This is a genomic window from Occallatibacter sp., assembly GCF_036502485.1.
Lineage (GTDB): Bacteria > Acidobacteriota > Terriglobia > Terriglobales > Acidobacteriaceae > Telmatobacter.
In genome coordinates this window covers 1-13,981 of the sequence record NZ_DASXYM010000071.1, presented here as the reverse complement: position 1 = coordinate 13,981, position 13,981 = coordinate 1, and the positions used below count along the sequence as shown (strand labels likewise).

Sequence of the window (13,981 nt, the reverse complement as noted above, 5' to 3'; positions counted from 1 at the left end):
CAAAAAAGGAAAGGCCCATGCTATTGCACATGAGCCTTTCCGCCAACCTGCTGACTTGCCACCACGCGCGCAGCGCGGCTAACTCGCTGATCCAGTTAACTCCGCTGCTCTCACGACGCCAGCGCCTGCGGCGTGCTCATCTCCGCGCGGAATCGCAACCACGCGGCAATCCGATCCGGCATGGGCAGCTTCGTATAGTGCATCTCCCGCACCTCGATGCTGCGGCCCAGCGCATGCCTCAGCAGCGCTTCTTCAGCGTTTTGGTAGAGCCGCATCTTCGCGCCGCACAGCGTGCAGGCCTTGAGCTCCTGCGCTTCAAGGTGTCCGCAGTTCTCGCAAAGGCTGGCGCTGTGCTGCTGTCCGTCGGGCTTGCTCGTCCACAGCAGCGTGCGCACCTCTCCCTTCTCCAGTGCGTCAATCACCTCGTGGATGCCCACAGCGCCCAGCGCATTCGAGGCGAAGCCGCTCATCGTTCGTTCCATCAGCCGCTGCTCGTCTTCGCGGTCCTTCCCGTCCACCAGCGCCTGCGCCTTCTTCTGGATCTCCTCGCGCGCGGCCATACCAGGATCGCAGTTGAAGTGACCCACCAGAATGCGTTTGAGCTCCGGATGCAACTCCGCCTCAATCGCCGGCCACATCTCTTCGCGGCACCCAACCAGCAGGGAGTCGTAATCCTTGTGCTCGTGGAAATGCAGCAGATGCTCCGCGAGAAACGAGAAATGCTTCCGCGTCTGCTCCTCTTTCTTTCGCTCCAGATGCGCCGACTTGCTCGTCCCCGTGGTCCTGATCTTCTCCTTATCGTCTTCATCCAGAATTTGGCTGTGTTCCGCGATCTCGCGCGCTTCCAGCAGCAACAGCCGCGCCCGGTTCCGGTCCGCCAGCGCCACGCAATAGCGCCGTCGTCCCTGTTGCTGGGCAATCAACGGAGCGAGCGTGAAATTAGAGCCCATGTCGATGCGGCACCCGAAATCACCCGGCGCGTCAAATTCGCGCCAGATGCCTTTGCTCTTGCACGCAAAGATCACCTTGGCGCGACCCCCATTGCCCTTCAGGTCGGAGATGGTCTCCACGATCCGCTGCACATCCGCGCGATCCGGCTGACTCGAGCCTTTGAGCGCACCCAGCTTCTGTTTGATCTGCTCCTTCGCGAAAAGCGGCTCTTCGCGATGCGCAAGTTCTGACGGTTCCGGCGCCTTGTAGTACACCGAAATTGCGTCCCCGCCTTCGGTCCAGAAGCTTGCCAGTCCCTGCAACTCATCCAATGTGATCTTCGAATTCACTAGTGCCACATTCACTCCCGACTGCGCCAGACGCGCAGTAAAGTCAGAATCTAACGTGAAGCCTTTCCGCTGTGATTCAGTCCGGCCTGCGCGTCCTCGCGCTGGCTCACCACCTTCTCCTGCCCCGCAGCTTCGCTCTCTGCAGACCTGTTGGAGATGCCTTGTCTGCTCCCATCGTGCGCTGTGCGGCTGGTCACCGAGCCCTCGTAGGCCACCGGCTGCGGCTCGGTTTTGTGCGAATTTTCAGCACTCGGGGCGTCACGCATCGAGCGCTTTCCGCCCGTCTGCGCGCCATCATTGTTCCCGTAAGCCCGTCCGTCCTCGCCCTCCAGCACGGTCTGCGGCGTGTCGTCCGGATTAAGATCGGTTTGCGCGAAACTGCTGTTCTGCTGCGAATTGGTGTGGGGGGATTTCTGCTTTGCCATGTGCGTCCTCTCAAAGGAAAAGAAAGCGGCTGCACCTTGCGCAGCCGCATCGCGTCGTAGACCATCAAGGCTGCTTGCGGCCCGTGGGGAAGGGTGCCAAAAAGCGCAGGTCGCCTGAAGGCTTGCTGTGCGGCTCTAACTTCGTGTCTTCCAGGTGAGCGGCATGCGACTTGCTGTGGACCTGACTCGCCTTGTTCTCCTCCAGCACTACAGCTGGTACAGATGTAGGAACCCTTTCGGTTTCAGGGGTTTTAGGGTTCCTGTCCTTCCGGTCATTCTTCATTCAAGGGTCTCCTTCGGCGGCAGCCGGCTCGACTCCCGAACCGCCCTAATGGGTCCGAGCGAGCCGCCCGACGCGTTGGAACGGGTTGTGCTTCTAACCCCGTTCCGATGCGCCTTTGTCATGGCCGGTTAGCCGGCGTGCAACTCCTGCATTTCTCTTCCTGAACAAGCCCTGACGCACAAAAGCCACTCCCCAGAGAGTGGCTTTCGGCTCTGCTTCGAATTCCCCTTAGACCTTCCGTGTCGCCGCTTTGGTCCGACGTGACTTGGTGCCCTCCACCGGCGTCTCGTGCTCGTGGGGCGATAGGAATTTCCCATCCGGGGTCCGCTCTCCCAGCACATGCAGCCGGAGGAAGTTCGTCGATCCCGACTTCGTTCGCGTTCCGGCCACGATCGCGATCACCTCGCGCGGCCGCACAAATCCGCCCTGCTCCAGCAGCGTCTCCGCCAGATCCACCATTGCCTCGGTCGAACTCGCCTTGGGGCAGCGGATCGGCACCGTTCCCCACAGCAGATTCAGGCGGTTGATCGTCACCTCATTCGGGCTCAGGCCGAAGATCGGCGTCGCCGGATGATACTTCGAAAGCTGCCGCGCGGTCGCACCAGACTCAGTGAACAGCGCAATGCCGCGCAGATCGAGATCCTCCGCCGCGTGCGCCGTCGCCTCACAGATCGTCTCCGCAATCGACAGGTGCGACTCGTGCGCGCGAATGCCATAGCCAGCCTGCTCCTTGATGGTGCGCTCCGCCTCTTGCACAATGCGGGCCATCATTGAAACTGCCTCTATCGGGTACTTGCCCACCGCCGACTCGCCCGAAAGCATCACCGCGTCCGTGCCGTCATACACCGCGTTGGCCACATCGGAGGCCTCCGCGCGCGTGGGTCGCGGATTCTCAATCATCGACTCCAGCATCTGCGTCGCCGTAATCACTGGTTTGCGGTACTCGCTCGCCCGGCGGATGATGTGCTTCTGAATCGCAGGCACCTTCTCTGGCGGCACCTCCACGCCCAGATCGCCGCGAGCCACCATGATGCCGTCGGCCACCTGCAGAATGCTGTCCAGGTGCTCAATTGCCTGCGGCTTTTCAAGCTTCGCGATAATCCAGGTCTCTGACCCATAAGCCGAAACACGGTTGCGCACCAAGCGAATATCCTCCGCCGTGCGGACAAACGAAACCGCGATTGCATCCACGCCGTTTTTCAGCGCGAACTCCAGATCCGCGTCATCCTTCTCCGTCAACGACGGCACCCGGACTGGAATGCCCGGCAAATTGATGCCCTTGTTTTCGCCCAGCATGCCGCCGTTGATGATCTCGCAGACAACATCGTTCCCATCCACTTCGTGCACGCGCAGTTCGATCAGTCCGTCTGACAGCAGAATCCGCGAGCCCTGCTCAACGTTTTCCGCCAGCGTCTTGAACGTTGTGCCCACCATTGAAGCGGTGCCCTGCACTTCGCGGGGCGTAATGGTGATGCGCTTGCCCGCCTGCAGCATCACCGGCGTGCGATCCTTCAGCTTCGAGGTACGGATCTTCGGTCCCTGAAGGTCCCCCAGGATGCACAGCGGACGCCGCTCTTCCCGGCTCACCTTGCGGATCATCTGGATCAGCGCCAGCTTTTCTTCATGCGTTCCGTGGGAAAAATTCAGGCGGACAACGTCAACCCCTGCCCTTACGAGGTCGCGGAAAACGGTTTCAGTGTTGGAAGCGGGCCCAAGGGTTGCAACAATCTTGGCGCGACGCTGCGTTGCAGAGTCGGACAGGCTAAGTTCAGCAAACGGCATTCAGAGTGCTCCAGGAAGGGTTCACAGCAAGTTGGGGAAACCTAGGGTGTGCGGTCCATTCCATTTTACAGGTTCCAGAACGCATAGCCCCTCTCCATCATGCACAAAGAGCGGCACAATCATCGGTGCGAGGGGTCACAGACTTGAAACGGTGTCCGCTGTGTTATCGTGCGCCAGGCGATCCACTCGGTCCTGATACAAGACCCCGTTCAGCTCCGCGCCCAGCAACACGCTAAAGCACGTCAGATAAAGCCACACCAGCGTAGCGATTCCTGCCGCAAACGAACCATAAAATCTCGAATAATCCGCTACCCGAGTCACGTACCACCCAAACGCCAGCGTTGCCGGGAACCAAACCAGCGTCGTCGCAATCGCCCCGGTGAGCACCCGTCCCCAGTGTTCGGTACGTTTGGTGCCAAAATGGTAGAGCGCCGCAAGCACGCTCGCCCCGGTGGTCACCGCCACCGTCCACCGCGCCATGCGCCAAAAAATTAGCACGATTCTGCGTAATTCGTGGCCGCCTCTCTCAATGGTCCATATTTCAATCTGGTGCCCAAAAACCACTAGCAGGCTGGCCAGCCCCAGTGGTACCAGCACAATCGGCACCAGCATCAGGGCGCGAATGCGCTTCTCCCAGAATCTCCAGTTATCGCGCTCCACGCCGTATGCCCTGCGGAAACCGTCCATCAGCGTCAGCATCACGCCCAGTGCGGCGAACACCGAAACGGACGTGGCGGAGAGCAGCACCTGCACGGATCCGAGCGGGCGCTCGGTCAGCGAATTCTGCAGAAGGAGCATGGTGCCTGGCGGCAGAACCTCCTCCAGCGAGCCCCGCATCTCGCCCAGCACCGACAGGCCCTCGGGAACCACCGACACCAGTGCGGCGAACACCAGCACCGCCGGAAAAAAGCACATCATCCCCGAATACGCCGCTGCCTTGGCGGTGTTGAACGTATCGTGTTCAAGCGCCCGCCCGAGCGTTCTTCGGATGTTTTTAAGAATGTGCCGCGCAGAGGTCACAGCAGAAGTAGAGCACGGCGGCAACCTTCGCGGCAGTACAAATCCCGCCGTAGCATCAGAGCAGGCAATCGGGCCGGTACGACGAGCAAGGCGCGAGCGCCAACCCTTCCAACCTTTAATCCCTATACACGCCGGCCTGTATCTCTACTCCCTGGTCTTACCCATTTCCTGGTACGCGTGCACCCAGGCATTCATCAGGTCGTCAAGCGAGTAGCCAGGCTCCATCTTGCAGTTGCCGAAGTTGTCGTCTTTCTTCTCGCACCGCGCCACTACCTCGCCCTTGGCGTTGTAGAGCGTGAGACCGTTGGGGCCCTTCGGCACTTCTTTGAAGGCGGGCTCCAGTGCCGGCGTCGAGAAGGTCTTTGCATTGTCGACCGCGGTCCCAGTAGATACCGCGGCCAGCAGAATGAAGGCAGAGAGAGCGCTCATTCCTGTGACTCCATGGATGATTGAGTTCTTACAGTATGTACACCAGTCTGCGCGGCTACAAGGAATTTCTGCAGTGCTTGACCGCACTCACGTACCACTTTCCGGTTAGCGCCGCGCCCCCTCAGAATGCACAATCGCCGTTCGCTCTCCCACTCGCACTTTCATCAGACTCAGGCAAACCGCAGCCCAGCCCCATCGCGACCATCTGACCAGCCGCCCGCCCGATCGCATGAGCCCCTGATACTGCACCCTCCCGCCTCCACGATTTATCATCCCGAAATATGAGAACTCGGTCTCGCATTACCCTCCGTCGAGCGCTCGTTTCTGCCCTCCTCCTCACCACCTCCGCTGCCCTTCCCCTGCCGGCCCAGACCACCCCGTCCCGTCCTGTTCCCAACAAACAACTTGCCTCCCGGGAACTCAATGCGAAGGTGGACGCCCTCCTCAGGAAGATGACTCTCGAGGAGAAAATCGGTCAGCTCGTGCAGTTCTCCGCTGGATTTGCCACGGGCCCCGGCTCGGAAGGAAAGAATCAGCGCTTCGATGAGATGGTCGAGAAGGGCCAGGTGGGCTCCTTCCTCAACGTGGTCGGGGCAGACGCCACCAATCACTACCAGCACATTGCCATGGAAAAGTCGCGCCTCCACATTCCCATCCTCTTCGGGCTCGACGTGATCCACGGCCACCGCACCACGTTCCCGATTCCCCTCGCGGTGGCCGCCAGCTTTGACCCCGCCATGGGCGAGCTCGTTGCCCGCACCGGCGCCGAAGAAGCCCGCGCTGACGGTGTCCCCTGGGTCTTCTCCCCCATGGTCGACATCGCCCGCGACGCACGCTGGGGCCGCATCATCGAATCCAACGGCGAAGACCCCTTCCTCAGCTCCGCCATGGCCCGCGCGTGGGTCCGCGGCTACCAGCAGGGCGACCTCTCCAAGCCTGAGTCCGTCGCCGTCAGCGTCAAGCACTATGCCGCCTACGGAGCCGCCATCGCCGGCCGCGACTACAACGCCACGGACATGAGCCAGATCACCCTGCGCCAGGTCTACCTCAAGCCATACCAGGCCGCGGTCGAAGAAGGCGCCGCCACCCTCATGTCCTCCTTCAACTCCATCAACGGAGTGCCCGCCACCGCCAACCCGCTCACTCTGGACAAGATCCTCCGCAAGGAGTGGGGTTTTGACGGCTTCGTCGTCTCCGATTGGGGCGCGGTTGGCGAGCTTATCAACCACTCCATCGGCGACGGCCCTACCGTCGCACGCAAAGCCCTTACCGCCGGCGTCGAGATGGACATGGAAGGCAATCTCTACGGCACCACCATCGCCGCCCAGGTCCGCTCCGGCAAAATTTCCGAGTCGGTCATTGACGAGGCCGCCCGCCGCGTCCTGCGCGTAAAGTTCGCCCTCGGCCTTTTTGAGCACCCCTTCGCCCAGCCCTCAGCTCCTTACCAGCCCACCGACGAAAAGCGTGCCCGTACCCGCAAAGTGGCCGACGAGAGCATCGTTCTGCTCAAAAATGATCCCGTTGAAGCCGCCGGCACCCTCCTCCCGCTCAAGGACAAGAACAAGACCGTCGCCCTCATCGGCCCCATGGCAGACGATCAGGCCGACCTGCTCGGCGCATGGGCTGCAGGCGACCCCAAATACGTCGTCACCCTGCGCAAGGCGCTTGAAGAGAAGCTCGGCGCCGATCATGTCCTTTTCGCCCAGGGGTGTGGTCTGCTCAACGGCCAGGATGCCCAGATCTGGGCGAAAAACGGCGGCCCTCAACCAGTGGCTGATGAGAACGCCACCATCAACGAAGCCGTTGAGGCAGCCAAGAAAGCCGACGTCGCCCTCGTCGCCCTGGGTGAGCCAGCCGGATTCATGGAAGGTGAGGCTGGCAGCCGCGTGAACCTCGGCTTTACCGGAAACCAGCAGAAGCTCCTCGAAGATGTGGTCGCCACAGGTAAGCCTGTGATCCTGCTCGTCGCCGCGGGCCGGCCGCTTGAAATCAAGTGGGCCGCCGAGCACGTGCCCGCCATCCTTGAGGCCTGGAGCCCCGGCCACGAAGCCGGCCACGCGATCGTGGACATCCTCAGCGGCGACGTGAACCCCTCCGCCAAGCTCCCTGCCAGCCTGCCCCGCGCCGTCGGCCAGGAGCCTCTCTACTACGCGCAGATGCCCACTGGCCGCCCCGCCCGCAACGCCGATCTCAGCCACATGCCCGCCAACTCAGAGGAGAAGTACCTTTCCCGCTACGTCGACGAGCAGAACTCCGCGCTGTTTCCCTTCGGCTGGGGCCTCAGCTATACCACATTCGGCTACTCCAACCCTACGGTGGACCGCGCATCCATCCCCGTCCGCGAAGTGATGGCCAGCGGGCATAAGTCCCTTGTCAAAGTCGGCGTCGACGTCCGCAACACCGGCAGCGTCGCCGGCACTGAAGTCGTCCAACTTTACATGCGCATTCCCAATGTCAGCGTTGAACAACCTCTGCGCGAACTCAAAGGCTTCACTCGAGTTACCCTGAACCCCGGCGAAAGCAAGCACGTCGAATTCCCTATCGGCTTCGACGAGATGAACTTTTACAATGTCGACCTCAGGCAGGTGGTCGAGCCCACCACCTACGACCTCTGGGTCGGGGGCAGCTCCCTGGCAGATGCCCACACCACGCTGAAGGTCGTGGAGTAGTACGCATCATGCCCGCTAAAATGCGCGAGAGGCCGCCGGCTACGGATTCAGCAACTGCTCGAATTCCGTTACGGCGTCCTTGCGCAGCCAGGCGTCGATCTCGTGCCGCTTCACGGGGCCGTTGTGGTTGACAGTGTGGCGCAGCAGCCGCGCAATGTACTCCATCGCCAGCGGATGGTTGTCCTTCATGGCCTGCTGGAAGTCGTTGCCGTCAAGCGTGCCGGCCTGAGCCATGACAAGGTCCTTGAGATCCTGCCCGAAGCCCATCGAGTTCGCGCTCACTTGAAAGGCGCCGGTCTCGATGGTGTCCGGGGTGACGGATGTGGGGTTGGTGGTGTCGCGGCCTTCGTTCCAGTGCCACGAGGACTCGAAGCCGGCCAGGACGCGCATAACCTCGAGCATGGCGGCGCGGCGATGCGCCAGATCTCTCCACGGACCGAGAACGCCGACTACGCTTCCGTACACGTCCGCGTTGGGGTTGGGTGCGAAGATCTCATCGTCTGCGGATCCGCCCCACGCGACCAGCTCATCGAGAAAGCTGTCCGGTGGGACTCCACGGTTGAGAACATGCTGCTTGGTGGCTGTGTAGGCCATAGATCCTCCCTGGGAACGAACGCGCGCTCGTCTTGAGCTGACCTGCGGAAGTCCTGAAAAGGCCTCCACTGCGGGAAAGCCAATGAATAATCAGACCCTATCTGCGTCTGGGTGTGTCTGTGGGGAGCCTGAAGCTCACAACCTACCACAAGGACTCAGCTTCGGTCTTCGGGAATTTGCTCCACAGCTCACGCCGGCGCCCCCAGACGGCGATCAGAACACCATGCGCAATCGTGCTGCGCGCGCGCTGGGGCTGGTCTTCCAGATGTCCCATACAAACTGGATGCTGACGATTGCCAGCACCACCAGCACCCCTCCAAAGAGAGATTGGTTGAGGGTGACGAAATTGAAACCGTTGGGCAGTCGGGCCGCTTCCGACGGGTTCAGTTCGAGGTAGCGGTGACCGGGGGCAAAGGCCAGGATGGCAACGGGCACGATGCCCAGGGCCTTGGTGACCAGGTGTTGCACTCTGCTGGGAATGCGCCAGGTGCCGCGCATGAAGTTGAATGACTGCCACACCAGTTGGATCATGTTTAACCCCACGACTGCCCAGAAAAAAGCGACGGAGACGTAGGCCAGCCGCACCGAGGAGTGCTCCAGATAGCCTGCGCCGGGGCCAAGCAGGACAAAGGGATGGCTGGGAATCAGGAGCAACCATACCAGCAGGCAGAACTGCACAACGAACTCGGCGATCGCGCCGGTCAGACTTCGCGGCTTGATTCCGGGAGCCGACTCTTTATCGAGCGGCGGCAGGCTGGCTGGCGACCAGCGTGGGCCCGAAGCCATGATGTCCGGGCACGTCTCCGGGTACCGCTCCGAGATGTACTCGAAGGCGATAAACACCAGGGTGACCCAGGCTGCCGCCATGATCAGGAGGCTGGGATAGTTTGCGATCTGGGTCGCCACCCACTGCGGCGTGTGCGATTCAACGATGACGCGGATGACGATGGAGAGGGCAAAGGCGACCGAGAACCACATTGCGACTAACCGCAGAATGTGGATGTACATGGGGAAGATGGCCGGGCCAATCAGGTAGCGCGGCGGCTGGTAGCGGGCGGCCATCTGGTGCGGCGGTCCCAGCTCCTTGAGCCAGTGGATCAACTCGCCTTCCGAGAGCGGGCGGCCCAGTTCGGCTTCGCGTTCGTCGCGCTGAGCTTCGAGGTTGGCGCGGAGCTCGGCGATGATGTCGCCCTGCCGCCGCCAAGGAAGATACTTTCCGACTGCCTGCAGATAGCGCTCAAACAGATCTTTGGACTCCATGGCTTTCTCCTTCCAGGCTTAAAGAATGTTGGTCACTGCGGTGTTGATGGCCTGCCATTCCTGAAGAAGGAGGCCGAACATGGTTTCGCCCTGCGGCGAGAGCCGGTAGAAACGCTTGTTGCGCTTGTCTTCCTCGCGCCACTCGCTGGCCAGCAGGCCCTGCGATTCGAGGCGGCGGAGGAGCGGATAGAGCGTGCTTTCGTCGATGACGAGGCCGCGCTCCGCCAGAGCCTTGCGCAGGGTGTAGCCGTAATGCTCTTGCCTGAGTTGTGCCAGGACGGCGAGGGTGAGACAGCCGCGGCGGAGCTCCAGCCGGAGGTTTTCAAATAGCACGTCGGGAGGCGGTGTCATGCTGTACCTCGTACACTGTGTAATACATACTGTATAACGCATAGTATGTGCCGTCAAGTAGGTCAGGAGGAGTTTTTTAAGAACATAGGGGGGGTGGGGGGTAGGGGGGCCGGCCAGGAACGCTCTCCGGACTGCCCTTAGGAGCTGACGTCGCTTTACGGGCGAACATTCAGCGAATTTGGCTCGACCCAACTGGACGTTGTCCCGACGCCCCGGGCGGAGGGGGGAGGGGGGGTACCTGCCTCCGGTCCCGCTCCCACCACGACTGGAAATTGCAGGGGAGGGGGGTGGGGGGTACCCATCCTCCTGACCGTCGACGGCTGGACTAGGCGAACACCTTGCGAAACAAATAAATGTTTTGCGCTCGACAGGAATTAAACGAGCGCGGGCGGAGGCGCCGGAATAACTGGGGGGGTGGGGGGGTGCACAGGGTTCGGCGTGCGATCACCGGCAGAGGCCCACTTCCCCAGAAGAGTATGTGCTCGCTGGGGGCGGAAGGGCAGTATCGACCGTCACAGGGCACGGCTTCAGCGTTGAGGGTTCGTGCTATCCCACCCTAGCGGACCCTAGCCGCAAGAACAAAGACGCGGCGAGGCTGGGGCAGACGGGATCGCGCCGGTACTCCTGTGCGGAACTTTAGGGGGACGTATGCTGGAGCTGTGGCTCTCCCCGGCGGCGACTTCGAGCTAATCCAGATCATGGACGCGTCGTGGGCGGACGCGGCCAGGCGGGCGGGGGTGCATCTGGCCTGCCGGGCGGGGTGCACGCAGTGCTGTCATGGAGCGTTCGCGATCAACACGCTGGATAGGGCGCGACTGCGGGAGGGCATGGAGGCACTACGTGCGGCGGACCCTGAGAAGGCGTCGGCGGTAGAGCAGCGGGCGCGCGGGTGGATTGCGGAGTGGGCGGCGGAGTTTCCGGGCGATCCGGCGACCGGTGTGCTGGGTGAGTCCGAGGCCGATGAGGCGGCATTCGAGGAGTTTGCGAACGAGGCGGCTTGTCCGGCGCTCGATCCGGAGACGGGGCGGTGCGATGTGTACGCGTGGCGGCCGATGACATGCCGGGTGTTCGGGCCGCCGGTGCGGGTGGAGGTCGAGGGGCCTGAGGGAGGGCTCGGCTGCTGCGAGCTGTGCTTTATCGGGGCGACGGACGAGGAGATTGCAGCCTGCGAGATGCAGGTGCCGCATGTAGAGGAGCAGAGGCTGCTGGAGGCGATGGGGGATGAGTCGCAGACGGTGGTGGCGTATGCGCTGGTGAGAACGATCTAGGGTTTTTGTCCCCAGTTTCCCGATCGTGTGTCGGGCTTTCAGACAACAACAGGTCTCGTCGGGCTTTTGTCCAAATTCACTGGCCATCTAGACGCTGGGAGTCCAAGATACAGGTTTAGGGAAATTTGCGCTTCGGGCGTGTCATCGTTACGGGAGGAACTGTGACTAGACTTCCGCGGGTGTTTATCGGCTCTGCAGGGGAAGTGACAGACATCGCTGACGCGATTCGCGGAAACCTGAGCCGCGACATGGATGTGGTGCTTTGGACCGAGGCTTTTCCACTTGGAATGAGCTTCTCCGACGCGTTACAGAGGCAGGCAGAGTTGGCCGACTTCGCGGTTTTTCTGGCGACTCCGGACGACAAGACGTCAAGCCGCGGCAGGGAGGCCATGTCGCCCAGGGACAATGTCATTTTCGAATTAGGGCTGTTCAGCGGGAGCCTTGGAGCAGGGCGCTGCTATTGTGTGCAGCCGGAGTCGGTAGCGGTAAAGCTTCCCTCGGACGTTTTGGGGATTACTACGGCGCACTTCCGCCCGGACCACCAAGCGGGCCTGGCCTCGGCAGTGGGCGCCGCGTGCGGCGAGATCCGCAAGCGGGTGAAGGAACTCGGGGGTTCGCACAGGAGGCTATCTTACCGATTTTTTGCTCCCGAATCGCGGGCTCCTGGTGGGAGTACATCACCCCTGTCAGAAAATCGGCAATCGGATACATGGAAATTGGGTCAAATCCACTGGGCGAACTACGAATCAGCGCAGAGGCGTATGACAAGCATGGATCTCGTGCCGCGGATTGGGAGACCAACGGATGTGCTGTCAATCCTCAGCAGAGGAAACTCCTATACGTATGGACGGGACGCTACTTCCATCCTCAGGCGAACAATCCGTTCCAAGGCTTTGGGGATTTTGTGTTCAACGACTCGCCTGGAGAACTGGTGCGAGGACACGGATTGTTTGCTGAAGTGGAGGCAACGGCTCTGAAGAACACGAGAGAGAGATCGTGTACCGTTGCGCGGTGCTCCGATTCCGAGGTGGAGGTCATGCAATCCGGCGATGCAGATCGGATCCGGAATCTGATACAGGAGAAAATCGCGGGGCATTCAACCCGCCACCAATTCAAATCTCTGCCTGGATAACGAACTCTGCTTCTGCCGAAGTGATTGAGCCTTGATTGCAACGCGGGTCTCACAGGCACAGCAGGTCCCTCCACTCGCTGCGCTTCGGTCGGGAGGACAGCGGGTGGGCGTGTTGAGGTCTATGCGCGTTCACGAGTGGCTGACGGTATGCGGAAACGGTGGGCCGATGATGGCCGATGGCCATCGAAGCAGGGGCGCGGCGGGCGGTAGACTGACGTTTGGACCTGACCTTGGACATGCCTTTGAAAACGCGCCCCTGCTGGGTGGAGATCCGCACCCGCGCTCTGGAAGATAACTACCGTTTCTTGCGAAACCTGGCGGGGCTCTCCGTGGAGTGTCTGGCCATTGTGAAGGCCGATGCTTACGGGCATGGGCTGGGGCTGTGCGCCCCGGCGGCGGTGCGGGGTGGTGCGCGCTGGCTAGGCGTGACCAGCGTGGAAGAGGGAGCGGCGGCGCGGGCTGCCTGTCCTGACGCGCGGGTGCTGGTGATCGGCGGAGTGTTTCCCGGACAGGAGCCGGCGGTGCTGGAACACGGCCTGACGCCGGTGGTGTGGGACCTGTGGCAGATTGATGCGCTTGAGGCTGCGGCGCGGGGGGCGGGGGCGCGGGGGGTGAAGGTCCATCTGGAGATCGATACGGGCATGAGCCGGCAGGGCGTTGCCCTGGAGCATTTGCCGGAGGTGCTGGCGCGTCTTGGCGCGGAGCCGGTCCTGCGGGTCGAGGCGGTGATGACGCACCTGTACGCGTCCGATGAAGCGAACGGGGACACGACCGGGGAGCAGTTGCAGCGGCTGGAGGCGGCGGTGAAAGCCGTGCGCGGGGCGGGGCTGGAGCCGGATTTGCTGAGCGTCGGGGCGACGGCGGCGCTGCTGGGCGGCACGGCGGAGGCGTTGCTCGGCGGGTTGGCGGCGCGATGGGGCATGCGGCCGATGGTGCGCATCGGGCTGGCGCTGTATGGGCTGGCGCCGGAGTTCGATCCGGACTTTGCGGCGGGTGAGATGCCGGCGGAGCTCCAGTCGGCGCGGGGTGCGCTGGTTCCTGTTCTGGAGTGGAAGACGCGGGTGGTGAGCGTGCGGGAGATTGCGGCGGGAGCCGAGGTGGGGTACAACGGGACGTTTGTGGCGACGGAGCCTATGCGGCTGGCGCTGCTGGCCGTGGGCTATGCGGATGGGCTGGATCGGAAGCTCGGGAATCGCTTCAGCCTGCTGGTGCGCGGGCAGAGGGCGCCGCTGGTGGGGCGGGTGAGCATGGACCAGGCGGTGGTGGATGTGACTGACATCCCCGATGTAGTGCCGGGGGATGAGGTCGTGATTCTGGGTGCGCAGGGCGCGGAGAGGATTACCGCGTTCAATCATGCCGAGGCAGCGGGGACGATTCCGTGGGAGGTGTTTACGGGGATTGGGGTGAGAGTGGGGCGGGTGGAGGTTCGGTAGAGCGTGGGTTTGTGGATTCCCAGGTCTCAGAATCGAGACGTGGGGCAGCGACAAT

At 62.2% G+C, this 13,981-nt stretch carries 12 protein-coding genes; 4 read left to right on the top strand and 8 right to left on the bottom strand.

Going from position 1 to position 13,981, the window contains the following annotated elements:
- Positions 1–110: 110 nt before the first annotated feature.
- The 5 genes from VGL22_RS10545 to VGL22_RS10525 form a co-directional block, all read right to left on the bottom strand.
- Positions 111–1,289: a baeRF10 domain-containing protein gene (locus VGL22_RS10545; RefSeq protein WP_465266876.1), complete on the bottom strand. Its 1,179-nt coding sequence runs from the start codon at positions 1,287–1,289 to the stop codon at positions 111–113.
- A gap of 41 nt (positions 1,290–1,330) precedes the next feature.
- Positions 1,331–1,705 (bottom strand): hypothetical protein, encoded by a 375-nt coding sequence (locus VGL22_RS10540; RefSeq protein ID WP_465266875.1) that lies wholly within the window; start codon positions 1,703–1,705, stop codon positions 1,331–1,333.
- A 511-nt stretch (positions 1,706–2,216) separates the two neighbouring features.
- On the bottom strand, positions 2,217–3,770 hold the full coding sequence (gene pyk / locus VGL22_RS10535) for a pyruvate kinase (protein ID WP_465266874.1): 1,554 nt from the start codon (positions 3,768–3,770) through the stop codon (positions 2,217–2,219).
- A 135-nt stretch (positions 3,771–3,905) separates the two neighbouring features.
- A complete protein-coding gene (locus VGL22_RS10530) occupies positions 3,906–4,790 on the bottom strand; it encodes a YihY/virulence factor BrkB family protein (RefSeq protein ID WP_465266873.1) in 885 nt (294 codons plus the stop codon).
- A 144-nt stretch (positions 4,791–4,934) separates the two neighbouring features.
- Positions 4,935–5,219, bottom strand: a complete 285-nt coding sequence (locus VGL22_RS10525) for a hypothetical protein (protein WP_465266872.1) — start codon at positions 5,217–5,219, stop codon at positions 4,935–4,937.
- A 281-nt stretch (positions 5,220–5,500) separates the two neighbouring features.
- On the opposite strand from VGL22_RS10525, the gene bglX reads away from it, so the two are divergent.
- Entirely contained in the window at positions 5,501–7,888 is a 2,388-nt protein-coding gene (gene bglX, locus VGL22_RS10520) for a beta-glucosidase BglX (protein WP_465266871.1), read from the top strand.
- A 39-nt stretch (positions 7,889–7,927) separates the two neighbouring features.
- Here bglX and VGL22_RS10515 read toward each other — a convergent pair whose 3' ends face one another.
- From VGL22_RS10515 to VGL22_RS10505, 3 genes are all read right to left on the bottom strand, one after another.
- Positions 7,928–8,482, bottom strand: coding sequence for a hypothetical protein (locus VGL22_RS10515; RefSeq protein WP_465266870.1), 555 nt, complete (start codon positions 8,480–8,482; stop codon positions 7,928–7,930).
- 213 nt (positions 8,483–8,695) lie between these two features.
- Positions 8,696–9,742 carry a hypothetical protein gene (locus VGL22_RS10510; RefSeq protein WP_465266869.1) on the bottom strand — a complete coding sequence of 349 codons (1,047 nt, stop codon included), beginning with the start codon at positions 9,740–9,742 and terminating at the stop codon, positions 8,696–8,698.
- A gap of 18 nt (positions 9,743–9,760) precedes the next feature.
- The gene (locus VGL22_RS10505; RefSeq protein ID WP_465266868.1) at positions 9,761–10,093 is read right to left on the bottom strand and encodes a PadR family transcriptional regulator; all 333 of its coding nucleotides are present in this window, start codon (positions 10,091–10,093) and stop codon (positions 9,761–9,763) included.
- A gap of 659 nt (positions 10,094–10,752) precedes the next feature.
- On the opposite strand from VGL22_RS10505, the gene VGL22_RS10500 reads away from it, so the two are divergent.
- The 3 genes from VGL22_RS10500 to alr all read left to right on the top strand — a co-directional run bounded on the left by VGL22_RS10500 (position 10,753) and on the right by alr (position 13,926).
- Positions 10,753–11,361 (top strand): YkgJ family cysteine cluster protein, encoded by a 609-nt coding sequence (locus VGL22_RS10500; RefSeq protein ID WP_465266867.1) that lies wholly within the window; start codon positions 10,753–10,755, stop codon positions 11,359–11,361.
- 161 nt (positions 11,362–11,522) lie between these two features.
- Positions 11,523–12,338: a TIR domain-containing protein gene (locus VGL22_RS10495; RefSeq protein ID WP_465266929.1), complete on the top strand. Its 816-nt coding sequence runs from the start codon at positions 11,523–11,525 to the stop codon at positions 12,336–12,338.
- 391 nt (positions 12,339–12,729) lie between these two features.
- Positions 12,730–13,926 carry an alanine racemase gene (alr, locus tag VGL22_RS10490; protein WP_465266866.1) on the top strand — a complete coding sequence of 399 codons (1,197 nt, stop codon included), beginning with the start codon at positions 12,730–12,732 and terminating at the stop codon, positions 13,924–13,926.
- Positions 13,927–13,981 lie beyond the last annotated feature (55 nt).

Bases quoted from the DNA above. Each gene is read 5' to 3' on its own strand.
- VGL22_RS10540 (WP_465266875.1), bottom strand. From the start codon at position 1,705: ATGGCAAAGCAGAAATCCCCCCACACCAATTCGCAGCAGAACAGCAGT.
- VGL22_RS10505 (WP_465266868.1), bottom strand. From the start codon at position 10,093: ATGACACCGCCTCCCGACGTGCTATTTGAAAACCTCCGGCTGGAGCTC.
- VGL22_RS10510 (WP_465266869.1), bottom strand. From the start codon at position 9,742: ATGGAGTCCAAAGATCTGTTTGAGCGCTATCTGCAGGCAGTCGGAAAG.
- alr (WP_465266866.1), top strand. From the start codon at position 12,730: ATGCCTTTGAAAACGCGCCCCTGCTGGGTGGAGATCCGCACCCGCGCT.
- VGL22_RS10525 (WP_465266872.1), bottom strand. From the start codon at position 5,219: ATGAGCGCTCTCTCTGCCTTCATTCTGCTGGCCGCGGTATCTACTGGG.
- bglX (WP_465266871.1), top strand. From the start codon at position 5,501: ATGAGAACTCGGTCTCGCATTACCCTCCGTCGAGCGCTCGTTTCTGCC.
- pyk (WP_465266874.1), bottom strand. From the start codon at position 3,770: ATGCCGTTTGCTGAACTTAGCCTGTCCGACTCTGCAACGCAGCGTCGC.
- VGL22_RS10515 (WP_465266870.1), bottom strand. From the start codon at position 8,482: ATGGCCTACACAGCCACCAAGCAGCATGTTCTCAACCGTGGAGTCCCA.